Consider the following 13,322-nt stretch of genomic DNA (forward strand, 5'->3'; position numbering starts at 1 on the left):
CCACATGAAGAAGAGTTGTTTATTTCTTGCGACCTTCTTCGGTGCGCTCATTTCTTTGGGGGTTCACGCGCAAGAAAAGCCGAAACCAAAGACAGAGGAAGCCCCCACAATAAGCAAAGATGATTTGGCAAAGTGCCAGGCCGAGGAAAACGGTACAAAAAGGTTAGGTTGCTACGATCTGTTGTTGCCGCCAAATGAGATACAGAGCCCGGAGGAAAAAAGCGACACAGGGAAGTGGCAAGTATCAACGGTCGAATCAGATATTGATGACTCGACAAATGTTTTTGCTATGCTGACAGCCGATTTACCGATCTCATCAAATTTTGGAAGAACCTCCACCCCCGTACTTTTTATTACATGCAGAGAGAAGAAGACTGAGTTATTCATTAACTGGGATGTCTATTTAGGACTTGGTGAAACCTCTATGCTTCACAGGCTTGATAAGCAAAAGGCGGTCACAAAAGTGTGGGATATATCAGGTAATACAAAAGCAGTTTTCTACAGGGGCAGGACAATTGATTTTATCAAGAGTCTTGAGAAGTCTGGAAAAATGCTGGCGCAGATTACTCCATATAATGAAAATTCAGCCACCACCACTTTCGATCTCAAGGGACTTTCAGAGGCCATCAAACCACTACAGAAGTCATGCGGGTGGAAGTGAGCGCAAAAGGAAGCCACGGGTAACCGTGGCTTTTTGTCGATATGGTCGCAGTGTGGACACTGCTTGATAAAAATCCTTTTTTATCAGTTGGATGATGCCGCCCTTAGCGCACCATCCCTGTCTTCCCCCACATGATGTGGGGGTTTTTTTTGCCTGTCATTCAGCTAAACGACCTCCCGCTTGCCATCCGTCGTAACAATAGATCGGGTTATACTAAGCGCATTGCGGGTGAAGGAGCGTTTATGAATCAATCTTATGGGCGGTTGGTGAGTCGTGCGGCTGTTGCGGCGACGGTGATGGCCTCCGCGTTACTTTTGATCAAAATTTTTGCGTGGTGGTATACCGGCTCTGTGAGTATTCTGGCTGCGCTGGTGGACTCGCTGGTGGATATTGCCGCCTCGTTAACCAATCTCCTGGTGGTACGTTATTCGCTGCAACCTGCCGATGAGGAGCATACCTTTGGCCATGGCAAGGCTGAATCGCTGGCGGCGCTGGCGCAAAGCATGTTTATCTCCGGGTCGGCGCTGTTCCTGTTTTTAACCGGCATTCAGCATCTGGCTCGTCCGGAACCGATGCAGGCGGCGGGCGTCGGGATGATTGTGACCCTGATTGCGCTGCTCAGTACGCTGGTGCTGGTGACCTTCCAGCGCTGGGTGGTGAGAAAAACGCAGAGTCAGGCGGTGCGCGCAGATATGCTTCATTATCAGTCTGATGTTATGATGAACGGCGCTATTCTGGTGGCGCTGGGCCTCTCCTGGTACGGCTGGCATCGAGCCGATTCGCTATTTGCGTTAGGGATTGGCGTCTATATTCTGTATAGCGCGCTGCGTATGGCCTATGAGGCCGTCCAGTCTTTGTTAGACCGCGCGCTGCCTGATGAGGAACGTCAGGACATTATCGATATCGTGACCGCATGGCCGGGCGTCAGCGGGGCACACGATCTACGGACGCGGCAGTCAGGGCCGACTCGCTTTATTCAAATACATTTGGAAATGGAAGATAACCTGCCATTGGTTCAGGCACACGTCATTGCCGACCAGGTGGAGCAGGCGATTCTGCATCGTTTTCCGGGTTCCGATGTCATTATCCATCAGGACCCCTGTTCTGTGGTGCCGCTGGCGCGACAGGGTGTTTTTTAAGCTTTGAGTTATAGTCTGTAAACTCGATGTAAAATGTGGGGCAGGCCGGCATTATTTGTATAAATTACCGCCGTTTGGTCTGACCTGAATCAATTCAGCCAGAAGCGTTTGATATACTATTGCAATTATCGTCGTGCACTCCTGGTAAGGGAGCGCTTCAGGCAACAGGATTATTTTTTGCTTCCTAAGTTCAGAGGTAGTCATGATTAAGAAAATCGGTGTGTTGACAAGTGGCGGTGATGCGCCGGGCATGAACGCGGCAATTCGCGGCGTTGTGCGCGCGGCATTAACGGAAGGTCTGGAAGTTTTTGGAATCTATGACGGTTACCTCGGGTTGTATGAAGATCGTATGATCCAGCTCGACCGCTATAGCGTTTCCGATATGATCAACCGTGGCGGCACCTTCCTGGGGTCAGCACGTTTCCCGGAGTTCCGCGAAGAGCATGTTCGCGCCGTGGCCCTTGAGAACATGAAAAAGCGCGGGCTGGATGCGCTGGTTGTTATCGGCGGTGATGGTTCGTATATGGGGGCGATGCGCCTGACTGAAATGGGCTTCCCGTGCATCGGTCTGCCGGGCACTATCGACAACGACATCAAGGGTACCGACTACACTATCGGTTTCTTCACTGCGCTGAGCACCGTTGTTGAAGCAATTGACCGTCTGCGTGATACCTCTTCTTCACACCAGCGTATTTCCGTCGTTGAAGTCATGGGCCGCTATTGCGGCGATCTGACTCTGGCGGCCGCCATTTCCGGCGGCTGTGAATTCGTCATGGTGCCTGAGGTTGATTACAGCCGCGACGATTTGGTCGCAGAAATTAAAGCGGGTATCGCCAAAGGTAAGAAACACGCGATTGTGGCGATCACTGAGCACATGTGCGACGTCCACGAGCTGGCTGACTACATTGAGAAAGAGACTGGTCGTGAAACGCGTGCTACCGTTCTGGGCCACATTCAGCGCGGCGGTTCCCCGGTTCCTTATGACCGTATTCTGGCATCCCGCATGGGCGCCTACGCAATTGACCTGCTGCTGCAGGGCTTCGGCGGCCGCTGTGTTGGTATTCAGAACGAGAAGCTGGTTCATCATGACATCATCGACGCTATCGAGAACATGAAGCGTCCGTTCAAAAATGACTGGCTGGATTGCGCGAAGAAACTGTACTAAGTTTCGGCGTAAAACAAAAAGGCCTTCTCAGAGAGAAGGCCTTTTTTATTGGGCGGGTTATTCGATATCCAGCGCATCCTCGGAGAGGATGATTCCGGTATTATCGGCGTACAGATGGTCGCCAGAGAAGAAGGTTACGCCGCCGAAATTGACGCGTACGTCGCTTTCGCCGATGCCTTCACCTGCGGCACCTACGGGAATGGCCGCCAGCGCCTGGATGCCGATATCCAGCTCCTCCAGATCGTCTACCTGACGCACCGCGCCGTAAACCACCACTCCTTCCCACTCATTCTGCACCGCCAGACGCGCCAGGTCTGCGTCAATCAACGCCCGTCGGACGGAACCGCCGCCATCGATCAGCAAAATATGACCACGGCCGTTCTGTTCGAGCATATCGTATAGCAACCCGTTATCCTCGAAACATTTCACCGTGATGATTTGTCCACCAAACGACGACCGTCCCCCAAAGTTGGAGAACAGAGGTTCCACTACGTTGACATCCTCCTGGTAGATGTCACAAAGCTCGGAAGTATCGTATTTCATAGGCTTAACGTTCAGTTGCTGCGAGAGTTTTTAGTATATCTCGCGAAACCCATTGTTGGCAAAATCATCAATTGTTAATTGATATTTGTCAGTTAACCCACCAGCTTGCTGCAAATAATCCCGATGACAAACAGCAGGTTGGTTAACAGGGCCGCTTTTACCGTACGTTCCAGCATCGGACGCATCGCCACCGGTTCGCGTTCGCGCATGACAAATCGCACCTGCTTCACCAGCAGCGGCGTAGCGAGGATAAACAGCCAGCCCCACGGGTTGTGCAGAGAAAGCAGATTAAACAGCGCCAGGCATAGCGGAGCGCCGATTAACAGGCAGGCGTGGTAGCGGCGGGCGTTGATCGGACCAAGGCGCACGGCCAGCGTGTTTTTGCCGTTTTCCCGGTCGCTATCGATATCGCGCAGGTTATTGATATTGAGTACCGCCGCCGCGAGCAGGCCGCAGGCCGTTGCCGGCAGGAAGACGCTTGCGGCAATCGTGTGGGCCTGAAGGTACCAGCTTCCCGCCACGCTCAGCCAGCCAAAGAAGACCAGCACCGAAATATCGCCAAGGCCGATATAGCCGTAAGGGCGGGTACCGACGGTATAGGTGATTGCCGCCACGATGGCCAGGCCACCCAAAACCATAAAGCCAATAAAATCGGCCATGGTTTGCCAGGCGGAAAACAGCAGAGCCAGTCCGGAAAGACAAATCAGCACTACGGTGAGGATTAGCGCGCGTTTCATCTGCGCCTGGCTGATCGCCCCTTTTTGCATCCCGCGCAGCGGGCCTATGCGATCGGGCTTGTCGCTGCCCTTTACCGCATCGCCGTAATCATTAGCCAGATTAGATAAAATTTGCAGCAGGCCGGCAGTAATCAGCGCCAGCAGAGCCACCCAGGGATCGAAATGACCCTGGTGCCACGCAAGCGTCGTGCCGACAACGATAGCGGCAAAGGCCAGAGGCAGCGTTTTGGGGCGCAGGCTTTCCAGCCAGGCCTGGGTTCGGTTTATCGGTTGTTCAGTCATAATTCCCGGCCAAAAAAATGGGGCTATATATAGCCCCATCGATTGTGATGAAAATACATTGAACCGGATTATAGGATAAAACGACTCAGATCTTCATCTGCCACCAGAACATCGAGATGTTTACCGACATATTCAGCATCAATGGTGATGCTCTGGCCGTTCATTTCGCTGGCATCGTAGGAGATATCTTCAATCAGACGCTCCAGGACGGTGTGCAGACGGCGCGCGCCGATGTTCTCGGTCGTTTCGTTGACCTGCCATGCGGCCTGAGCGATACGCTTGATACCCTCTTCGGTGAACTCGATGTTCACGCCTTCGGTCGCCATCAGCGCTTTATACTGCACGGTAATCGAGGCGTTCGGCTCGGTCAGGATGCGCTCGAAATCTTCGGTAGTCAGCGCTTTCAGCTCAACGCGAATCGGCAGACGACCCTGCAGTTCAGGGATCAGGTCCGACGGGCTGGCCACCTGGAATGCGCCGGAGGCGATAAACAGAATGTGGTCAGTTTTCACCATGCCGTGCTTGGTTGAGACGGTACAGCCTTCAACCAGCGGCAGCAGATCGCGCTGGACGCCTTCGCGAGACACGTCCGGGCCGGAGCTATTGCCGCCGCGCTTACAGATTTTGTCGATCTCGTCGATAAATACGATACCGTGCTGCTCTACCGCGTCGATCGCATCCTGCTTCAGCTCTTCCGGGTTAACCAGTTTTGCCGCTTCTTCTTCAATCAGCAGCTTCATCGCGTCTTTGATTTTCAGCTTCCGCGGTTTCTGCTTCTGCCCGCCCAGGTTCTGGAACATGGACTGCAGCTGGCTGGTCATCTCTTCCATGCCCGGAGGGGACATGATTTCTACGCCCATCGGCGCAGCGGCAAGGTCAATCTCGATCTCTTTATCGTCGAGCTGGCCTTCGCGCAGTTTTTTACGGAATGCCTGACGAGCCGCGGACGGCTCCTGATTTTGCTCGGCCTGGCCCCAGTTATTTTTCGCCGGCGGGATCAGCACGTCAAGAATGCGCTCTTCCGCCAGCTCTTCCGCACGATAGCGGTTTTTATCGATGGACTGCATGCGGACCATTTTGATCGCCGCATCGGTCAGATCGCGGATGATGGAATCCACTTCTTTACCGACATAGCCCACTTCGGTGAATTTGGTCGCTTCAACTTTGATGAACGGCGCGTTGGCCAGCTTTGCCAGGCGACGGGCGATTTCAGTTTTACCGACGCCGGTTGGGCCGATCATCAGAATGTTTTTCGGCGTAACTTCATGGCGCAGCTCTTCGGTAAGCTGCATGCGGCGCCAGCGGTTACGCAAAGCGATAGCGACAGAACGCTTAGCCGCGTCCTGACCAATAATATGTTTGTCCAGTTCGCTGACAATTTCGCGTGGGGTCATTTCAGACATGGGAGATCCTTACGCTTTAGAGGCTAATTCTTCGATGGTGTGGAAATGGTTGGTATAAATGCAGATATCGCCTGCAATATTCAACGCCTTCTCTGCGATGTCGCGAGCGCCCATATCGGTATTTTCCAGCAGAGCGCGGGCAGCGGCCTGGGCGTAGGGACCACCGGAGCCGATAGCAATTAAATCATTTTCTGGCTGCACCACGTCACCGTTACCGGTGATGATCAGGGAGGCATTTTCATCCGCTACCGCCAGCAGCGCTTCCAGCTTGCGCAGCATGCGGTCGGTACGCCAGTCTTTCGCCAGCTCAACGGCGGCTTTGACCAGATGGCCCTGATGCATTTCCAGTTTACGTTCAAACAGTTCAAACAGCGTAAAGGCGTCTGCGGTGCCGCCGGCGAAGCCCGCAATCACTTTGTCATTGTAGAGACGGCGGACTTTTTTCACGTTGCCTTTCATTACGGTGTTGCCCAGCGTGGCCTGGCCATCACCGGCAATAACCACATGGCCGTTACGGCGAACACTAACTATTGTTGTCACGAGCAGACCCCTTGGTTACAAAAGCGGAATAGGGGCCCCGCGCTTTACGCGGGGCGGAATGCAATTATAGATGGGGGGGATTTTGAGGGTTTCAACCCCTGGCGGCGAGACGAATGCAGTTTGCGTGTCCGGCCATTTTCAGGCGGCCGATCATGTCGTTGGCATTTTCCTTGCCTTTCAGCGGCCCGATGACCACGCGATTCCAGCCGTTGTTGGTGGTGATGTGCGAGGCAAAGCCTTCAAAGGCCAGCTGAGCGCGCACGGTTTCCGCCTGTTCAGCACCTTTAAAGGAGCCGCACTGGATCATCCAGCTGCGATCGTCTTTCTTCTCGGCAGCGGCTTTTGGCGCTTCTTCAACCCGCGCAACCGGCGCGGCCGCCTGTGTTTTAGGCGCCGTTGCGGTATGCGCTGGCGTCTGCAGCAGATCCTGATACGGCTGCTGCGCGGCCGCCGTTTGTTTCGGCTGCTGTACCGGCTTCGGCTGCGGGATCGGCTGTTCTGCGACCCGCTGCTGCACGCGCGGCTGTTGCACCGGCGCCTGCTGCTGGGTTTGCGCCCACTGCTGCTGCTGTACCTGCTGCTGAGCCAGACGCTGACGCTGCAGCGTCTGCTGACGCTGCGCCGGGGTCTGTTCGTTCCACGGCACTTCGGTCAGCTGAGTGGGCTGCTGGCGCATATCGGCCTGCATCTGGGCCAGCAGCTGGCGCTGTTCGTTGGTCAGCTGTTCGGGCTTCATCACTTCGCCGCCGGCCGTCGGTTCAGTAGGCGCACGTACGCCAGGCTGACGACTTTCCAGCTCTTTAATATAGCGCCAGCGCTCTTCCGGTTTCGGCGGTAGGCCGTTGCCCGCCACCTGGCGATTTTGCAGCGCTTCAGCTTCTTCTTTTTTGTGGTGCGTGATGAAGTACAGTCCACCGATAAAGGCCACCAGCACTGCCGCCGCGATTGCCACCATAGTAGGTGAAACAGCAGGAAGGCTGCTTTGCTTGTTCCTTGAGCTTCGGGTATTGCTCTTTTTGCGCCGCGAAGAAGCCGGTTGGCTGCGGCGTACATAATCTCGTTGTGCCACTATCGTTTCGCTGTCTTATTCATTCGTCAGCCCGCCATGTTACTTAAGCGGCGGGCCTTTGACCAGAAGAGCAGGCCCGAAAGCCTGATGGTTATGCTCTGATTTTTCGCGTACTGCCGCGAACGATCAGCTCGCAGTCAAGAAGTCGCGAGCCGCTGTTGACGCTGTGGCCGTGTAGCTGGTCCAGCAATAGCAGCATCGCTTCGCGGCCAATATCAAAGCGCGGTTGCGCAACGGTCGTCAATGGCGGATCGCAAAATTCAGACAAAGAGATGTTATCGAAACCAATAATAGACAAATCGTCAGGAATTTTCAGGCCGCGGCGTTTTGCCAGCGACAGAGCCCCCAGCGCCATAATATCGCTATGGCAGAATACGGCCGTTGGCGGCACGGGCAGCGATAAAAGCTGCTCGAGGGCGTTTGAACCGGCTTCATAGGTAAAATTACCGCGCGCAATATACTGCGGCTCGACGGTTATCCCGCTACGGCGCAGCGCCTGAACGTAGCCCTGCAGACGGTAGTGACACAGCGGCATCTCTTCCGGGCCGGCGATACAGCCAATACGCTTGTGCCCCAGCTCGTGCAGGTAGTTGACGGCGTTGAATGCGGCGGTGAGGTTATCGATATGCACCGTGGGCAGCTCAAGCTCCGGCGCAAACTCATTCGCCATTACCATCGGCGGCAGATTGCGCTGCTCCTCTACGCCGGCATCGAACGGCAGCCGGGAGCCGAGCAGCAGCATGCCGTCGATCTGCTTGGTAATAATCAGGTCGATAAAGGTTTTTTCCTGACGGTTTTGATGGGCGCAGTCGCCGATCAGCACCAGGTACCCCTGTTCCGCAGCGGTGATTTCGATACCGCGGATGATTTCACTGAAAAAGGGATCGCAAATATCCGGCACAATCACCAGAATCGTGCGCGATTCGTTGCGTTTCATATTCCGCCCGAGCGACTGCGGCAAATAGCCGACTTCCAGCGCCGCCTGCTCCACCCGATTACGGGTAGTTTGTGAAACCTTATCGGGATTCATTAACGCTCGGGATACGGTTGCCGTTGAAACGTTAGCCTTCAGGGCTACGTCTTTCATCGTGGCGGCAACCACCTGTTTTTTGGGCTTCACCTGTTTTCTCCTCGCTGACTGGCGCAGACACATCCTTTGTGTTCTGACATCAACAACATTTTTATCAGATAGTCGATGCGGAGAGTTACAGAATTTTCATGAAAAACGTGATGAGCATTGAATTTTTTCGATCCTCCTCGCAAGAGAAGGCTTAACCTTCAATAGGATCGACGTCCAGCATCCACTTCACCTTGCGCGCTTCCGGCAGCGTATTGATCAGGGCCAGCGTACCGCTGACGATATGCTGCAGGCGAGTGCGCGACGGGTGCTGCAGAAGGATCTGCCAGCGCCAGCGGCCTCCGCGCTTTGGCGCCAGCGCCGGAACCGGGCCAAGAACCCACAGCTTATCGTCGGCCAGCGGGCTGGCCTGCAGCAGGTTACGCAGCTGCTGCAGGAACAGCGGGGCCTGCTGGTTGTTATGGTCTTCCGCGCGAATCAGCACGTGGCTGGTCCACGGCGGCAGCTGCATCGCCTGACGTTCGGCGAGCGCCTGATCAGCGAAGGCGTCATAGCCTTTATATAACAGCGTTTGCAGCAGCGGATGCTCAGGGTGGTGGGTCTGGAGGATCACCTCGCCCTGTTTTCCGGCGCGGCCCGCGCGGCCTGATACCTGGGTGTAGAGCTGGGCGAAGCGCTCCGCCGAGCGGAAATCGGCGGAAAACAGCGCCCCGTCAACGTCGAGCAGAGAGACCAGGGTGACATCCGGAAAGTGGTGACCTTTTGCCAGCATCTGGGTGCCAATCAGAATACGCGCCCCGCCGCGATGAATATCGGAGAGATGCTGCTCAAGCGCCCCTTTGCGGCTGGTCGTATCCCGGTCAACGCGGGATATTGGCACTTCGGGAAACAGCGGCGCCAGCGCCTGCTCCAGCTGCTCCGTGCCGAGCCCTACCGGCACCAGATGCGTCGAGCCGCAGGAGGGGCACTGACGCGGTATAGGCCGCTGGCTGTCGCAGTGGTGGCAGCGCAGATGATGCTGCGCCTGGTGCAGGGTGTAATAGCTGTCGCAGCGCGGGCATTCGGCAATCCAGCCGCAGTCATGGCACAGCAGCGCCGGGGCGAAGCCGCGCCGGTTTAAAAACAGGATGACCTGATTATCGGCCTGCAGGTGCTGGCGCATCCGGGCAATAAGCGCGGGAGAGAGCCCTGCCTGCAGCTGCTGGCCTTTCAAATCCAGCACGTGCTGCTGGGCCGGGCTGGCGTTCCCCGCGCGCCTGGTCAGCTTCAGCTGGCGATATTTGCCCTGGCGAACGTTGTGTAACGTCTCCAGCGCCGGCGTTGCTGAGCCGAGAATAATCGGGATTTGCTCGCTGTGGGCGCGCCACACCGCCAGGTCGCGGGCGTGATAGCGCCAGCCTTCCTGCTGCTTATAGGAGCTGTCGTGCTCTTCATCAATAACGATCACCCCGAGGTCTTTAAATGGGGTAAATAGCGACGAGCGGGTGCCGATAACTATCGCCGCCTCGCCGTTTTTAGCTTTCAGCCACGCCGAGAGGCGTTCGCTATCGTTAAGTCCGGAGTGCAGGACCTCAACGGGAGCGTTAAAGCGCTCGCGAAAGCGGGCGATGGTTTGCGGCGTCAGGCCGATTTCCGGGACCATCACCAGCGCCTGGCGGCCTTGCGCCAGCACGTTTTCCAGCACGCTCAGATAAACTTCGGTTTTCCCTGAGCCGGTGATCCCCGCCAGCAGCCAGGTGGAAAAGCGGTCAGAGGCGCTGTGGATCGCCCCGACGGCGGTGGCCTGTTCGGTATTCAGGCGCAGCCGCTCTCCGGGTACGGTAAAGCCGGTCCGCCAGTCGGTAAGGGCCGGCGCTTCGTTCGCCAGCTCGCAGAGCCCTTTCCCGCGCAGCGCCTGCAGCGCCGCGTCGCTGAACTCCAGCTCCGCTACCTGGTGACGCCAGATTTTTCCCTGACGCAGCGCGGCCAGCGCCTGCTGCTGCTTCGGCGAACGCTTGAGGCCGTTGATGTCAACCGCCTGGCCCTGCTCGGTTGCAAACCAGTACCAGAGCGGCGTCGCGCTGGCCGGTTTTCCCTGGCGCAGGGCGATGGGGAGAGCGTGAAACAGCACATCGCCAATCGGGTGATGGTAGTAGTCGGCAGCCCACAGCAGCAGCCGCCAGATAGAGGAAGAAAAAACCGGCTCGGCGTCCAGCGCTTCTGCGACCGGCTTGAGCCCATCCAGCGGCAGCTCGCTGCGCTCGCTAATCGCGGTGACAATTCCAATGCGCTCCTGTTTACCAAACGGCACGCGCACGCGACAGCCCGCTTTGACCGTGATGCCCTCAGGGAGCAAATAGTCAAAGGTACGAGGCAGCGGAACGGGCAGGGCTACGTGGGCGACGGGCATGTCATCTTCCTGACTTGAAATCTGGCCGGTTAGTATACACATTGTGATAAGGGCTCGCGGATCAGTTTGCATCTGCCGGTCAAATTCTGTATGATTCGCCGCCTTTGGTGTGCTTCGTGCAGCATCAAAGCGTATACTATTACCCATGAATTCCGCACGGCGGAAAGTCTACGGGAAATTATTAACATCGCGTGGTGTCTGGCGTTAGGGCTGGAAGAGCGACGCGGCCTTAACTGAGGTTCTCCCATGAAAAAAGATATTCACCCGAAATACGAAGAAGTTACTGCTAACTGCTCTTGCGGTAACGTCATGAAAATCCGCTCTACCGTAGGTCACGACCTGAACCTCGACGTGTGCGGTAAATGCCACCCGTTCTACACTGGCAAACAGCGTGATGTTGCTACCGGTGGCCGTGTTGACCGCTTCAACAAGCGCTTCAGCGTACCGGGCAGCAGCAAGTAAGTTGCCGGAAGAAGAAGCCGCCTCAGGGCGGCTTTTTTGTTTCTCTCGCCGTCAAACGCTGAGAAATAAAAAAGGGCAGAAGTTGTCTTCTGCCCTTTTTTATTGGCTTAGTATTCCCACGTATCCGGGTCGATGCCCATCTCACGCATAATCTGTTTCGCCGCTTCAGGAATTTCATCACTGCGTTCTTTACGCAGGTCTTCATCGTTAGGCAACGGTTGACCGGTAAATGCATGCAGGAACGCTTCACACAGCAGCTCGCTGTTGGTGGCGTGACGCAGGTTGTTGACCTGACGACGCGTGCGTTCATCTGTGAGGATCTTTAACACCTTCAGAGGAATGGAAACCGTAATTTTTTTTACTTGCTCACTCTTCTTACCGTGCTCAGCGTATGGGCTGATATATTCGCCGCTCCATTCAGCCATGAGATACCTTTAATCCTCTAGTCATTAGTTAAGGGCCTGAATCTTGAGTCCGGGCCATAATCGCGCGTAGTTTACCGCATGACTCATCTTTCCGACATGAGATAAGCCGATACGGATGTGCGCTAATGCATATAATTTTAACGGCTATTTCCAGTTTGCTCAATCTATACGCAAAGAAGTTTAGATGTCCAGATGTATTGACGTCTATTGTGACAATGATTACTCTGGAGTCTGACATTTCACCGATTCAGCCCAGGAACTGCCCAACATGACGCGTAAACAGGCCACCATCGCAGTGCGTAGCGGTTTAAATGACGACGAACAGTACGGCTGCGTTGTCCCGCCGATCCACCTTTCCAGCACCTATAACTTCACCGGCTTTAACGAACCTCGTGCCCATGACTATTCCCGTCGCGGCAACCCAACTCGTGACGTGGTACAGCGCGCCCTGGCGGAGCTGGAAGGCGGCGCGGGTGCGGTTCTGACCAATACCGGCATGTCGGCTATTCTGCTGGTGACCACCGTTTACCTGAAACCGGGCGACCTGCTGGTGGCGCCGCACGACTGCTACGGCGGCAGCTATCGTCTGTTTGATAGCCTGGCGAAACGCGGCTGCTACCGCGTGCTGTTTGTCGATCAAAACGATGAGCAGGCGCTGAGCGCTGCGCTGGCGGAAAAACCGAAGCTGGTATTGGTCGAAAGCCCAAGTAATCCATTGCTGAGAGTGGTGGATATTGCGAAAATCTGCACGCTGGCGCGTGAGGCGGGGGCGGTGAGCGTGGTGGATAACACCTTCCTGAGCCCGGCTCTGCAAAATCCGCTGGCGCTGGGAGCCGATCTGGTGTTGCATTCATGCACCAAATACCTGAACGGCCATTCAGACGTCGTCGCCGGCGTGGTGATTGCCAAAGATCCGCAGACTGTCACCGAACTGGCATGGTGGGCGAATAATATCGGCGTCACCGGCGGGGCCTTCGATAGCTACCTGCTGCTGCGCGGTCTGCGTACGCTTTCCCCGCGTATGGAAGTTGCCCAGCGCAACGCGCAGGCGATCGTCGACTATCTGAAAACTCAGCCGTTGGTGAAAAAACTGTATCATCCGTCTCTGCCGGAAAATCAGGGGCATGAGATTGCTGCGCGTCAGCAAAAAGGTTTTGGTGCGATGCTAAGCTTCGAGCTGGATGGCGATGAGCAGACGCTGCGTCGTTTCCTGAGCGGATTGTCGCTATTTACGCTGGCGGAGTCGCTGGGAGGCGTAGAAAGTCTGATTTCTCACGCTGCGACGATGACCCACGCAGGTATGGCGCCTGAAGCACGTGCGGCGGCGGGGATCTCAGAAACGCTTCTGCGTATTTCGACCGGTATTGAAGATGGTGAAGATTTAATTGCCGACCTGGAAAATGGCTTCCGGGCAGCAAACGAGGAATAA

13 protein-coding genes are annotated in these 13,322 nt (G+C 55.7%); 5 read left to right on the top strand and 8 right to left on the bottom strand.

Features of this window, described 5'->3' with window-relative positions:
* Positions 1–4: 4 nt before the first annotated feature.
* From NWP14_RS25790 to pfkA, 3 genes are all read left to right on the top strand, one after another.
* Positions 5–661, top strand: coding sequence for a type VI secretion system-associated protein TagO (locus NWP14_RS25790; protein WP_282916499.1), 657 nt, complete (start codon positions 5–7; stop codon positions 659–661).
* Positions 662–903: 242 nt separating this feature from the next.
* Positions 904–1,800 carry a CDF family cation-efflux transporter FieF gene (fieF, locus tag NWP14_RS25795; RefSeq protein WP_095105374.1) on the top strand — a complete coding sequence of 299 codons (897 nt, stop codon included), beginning with the start codon at positions 904–906 and terminating at the stop codon, positions 1,798–1,800.
* A gap of 202 nt (positions 1,801–2,002) precedes the next feature.
* Complete coding sequence (gene pfkA, locus NWP14_RS25800; protein WP_095105376.1) at positions 2,003–2,965, top strand: 6-phosphofructokinase; 963 nt, start codon at positions 2,003–2,005, stop codon at positions 2,963–2,965.
* 57 nt (positions 2,966–3,022) lie between these two features.
* Here pfkA and rraA read toward each other — a convergent pair whose 3' ends face one another.
* The 7 genes from rraA to priA all read right to left on the bottom strand — a co-directional run bounded on the left by rraA (position 3,023) and on the right by priA (position 11,006).
* The gene (rraA, locus tag NWP14_RS25805) at positions 3,023–3,508 is read right to left on the bottom strand and encodes a ribonuclease E activity regulator RraA (RefSeq protein WP_095105378.1); all 486 of its coding nucleotides are present in this window, start codon (positions 3,506–3,508) and stop codon (positions 3,023–3,025) included.
* A gap of 92 nt (positions 3,509–3,600) precedes the next feature.
* Complete coding sequence (menA, locus tag NWP14_RS25810; protein ID WP_095105380.1) at positions 3,601–4,527, bottom strand: 1,4-dihydroxy-2-naphthoate polyprenyltransferase; 927 nt, start codon at positions 4,525–4,527, stop codon at positions 3,601–3,603.
* A 68-nt stretch (positions 4,528–4,595) separates the two neighbouring features.
* Complete coding sequence (hslU, locus tag NWP14_RS25815) at positions 4,596–5,930, bottom strand: HslU--HslV peptidase ATPase subunit (RefSeq protein WP_331833601.1); 1,335 nt, start codon at positions 5,928–5,930, stop codon at positions 4,596–4,598.
* Between the two features lie 9 nt (positions 5,931–5,939).
* A complete protein-coding gene (hslV, locus tag NWP14_RS25820; protein ID WP_095105382.1) occupies positions 5,940–6,470 on the bottom strand; it encodes an ATP-dependent protease subunit HslV in 531 nt (176 codons plus the stop codon).
* 91 nt (positions 6,471–6,561) lie between these two features.
* A complete protein-coding gene (gene ftsN / locus NWP14_RS25825) occupies positions 6,562–7,539 on the bottom strand; it encodes a cell division protein FtsN (protein ID WP_095105434.1) in 978 nt (325 codons plus the stop codon).
* 91 nt (positions 7,540–7,630) lie between these two features.
* Positions 7,631–8,659, bottom strand: coding sequence for a DNA-binding transcriptional regulator CytR (cytR, locus tag NWP14_RS25830; RefSeq protein WP_095105384.1), 1,029 nt, complete (start codon positions 8,657–8,659; stop codon positions 7,631–7,633).
* A 151-nt stretch (positions 8,660–8,810) separates the two neighbouring features.
* The gene (gene priA / locus NWP14_RS25835) at positions 8,811–11,006 is read right to left on the bottom strand and encodes a primosomal protein N' (RefSeq protein ID WP_375216206.1); all 2,196 of its coding nucleotides are present in this window, start codon (positions 11,004–11,006) and stop codon (positions 8,811–8,813) included.
* 246 nt (positions 11,007–11,252) lie between these two features.
* Between priA and rpmE the strand changes: the two genes are divergently transcribed.
* Positions 11,253–11,468, top strand: coding sequence for a 50S ribosomal protein L31 (gene rpmE / locus NWP14_RS25840; protein ID WP_041143439.1), 216 nt, complete (start codon positions 11,253–11,255; stop codon positions 11,466–11,468).
* A 107-nt stretch (positions 11,469–11,575) separates the two neighbouring features.
* Here the strand turns inward: rpmE and metJ are convergent, their stop codons facing one another.
* Positions 11,576–11,893, bottom strand: a complete 318-nt coding sequence (gene metJ / locus NWP14_RS25845) for a met regulon transcriptional regulator MetJ (protein WP_004869405.1) — start codon at positions 11,891–11,893, stop codon at positions 11,576–11,578.
* Positions 11,894–12,161: 268 nt separating this feature from the next.
* Between metJ and metB the strand changes: the two genes are divergently transcribed.
* Positions 12,162–13,322 (top strand): cystathionine gamma-synthase, encoded by a 1,161-nt coding sequence (metB, locus tag NWP14_RS25850; RefSeq protein ID WP_041143440.1) that lies wholly within the window; start codon positions 12,162–12,164, stop codon positions 13,320–13,322.

This window comes from Klebsiella sp. C349492 (assembly GCF_042055345.1).
Taxonomy (GTDB): Bacteria; Pseudomonadota; Gammaproteobacteria; order Enterobacterales; family Enterobacteriaceae; genus Klebsiella; species Klebsiella scottii.

Excerpts from the sequence above, each read along its gene's own strand:
- NWP14_RS25790 (WP_282916499.1), top strand. The coding sequence starts at position 5 with ATGAAGAAGAGTTGTTTATTTCTTGCGACCTTCTTCGGTGCGCTCATT.
- fieF (WP_095105374.1), top strand. The coding sequence starts at position 904 with ATGAATCAATCTTATGGGCGGTTGGTGAGTCGTGCGGCTGTTGCGGCG.
- pfkA (WP_095105376.1), top strand. The coding sequence starts at position 2,003 with ATGATTAAGAAAATCGGTGTGTTGACAAGTGGCGGTGATGCGCCGGGC.
- rraA (WP_095105378.1), bottom strand. The coding sequence starts at position 3,508 with ATGAAATACGATACTTCCGAGCTTTGTGACATCTACCAGGAGGATGTC.
- menA (WP_095105380.1), bottom strand. The coding sequence starts at position 4,527 with ATGACTGAACAACCGATAAACCGAACCCAGGCCTGGCTGGAAAGCCTG.
- hslU (WP_331833601.1), bottom strand. The coding sequence starts at position 5,930 with ATGTCTGAAATGACCCCACGCGAAATTGTCAGCGAACTGGACAAACAT.
- priA (WP_375216206.1), bottom strand. The coding sequence starts at position 11,006 with ATGCCCGTCGCCCACGTAGCCCTGCCCGTTCCGCTGCCTCGTACCTTT.
- rpmE (WP_041143439.1), top strand. The coding sequence starts at position 11,253 with ATGAAAAAAGATATTCACCCGAAATACGAAGAAGTTACTGCTAACTGC.
- metJ (WP_004869405.1), bottom strand. The coding sequence starts at position 11,893 with ATGGCTGAATGGAGCGGCGAATATATCAGCCCATACGCTGAGCACGGT.
- metB (WP_041143440.1), top strand. The coding sequence starts at position 12,162 with ATGACGCGTAAACAGGCCACCATCGCAGTGCGTAGCGGTTTAAATGAC.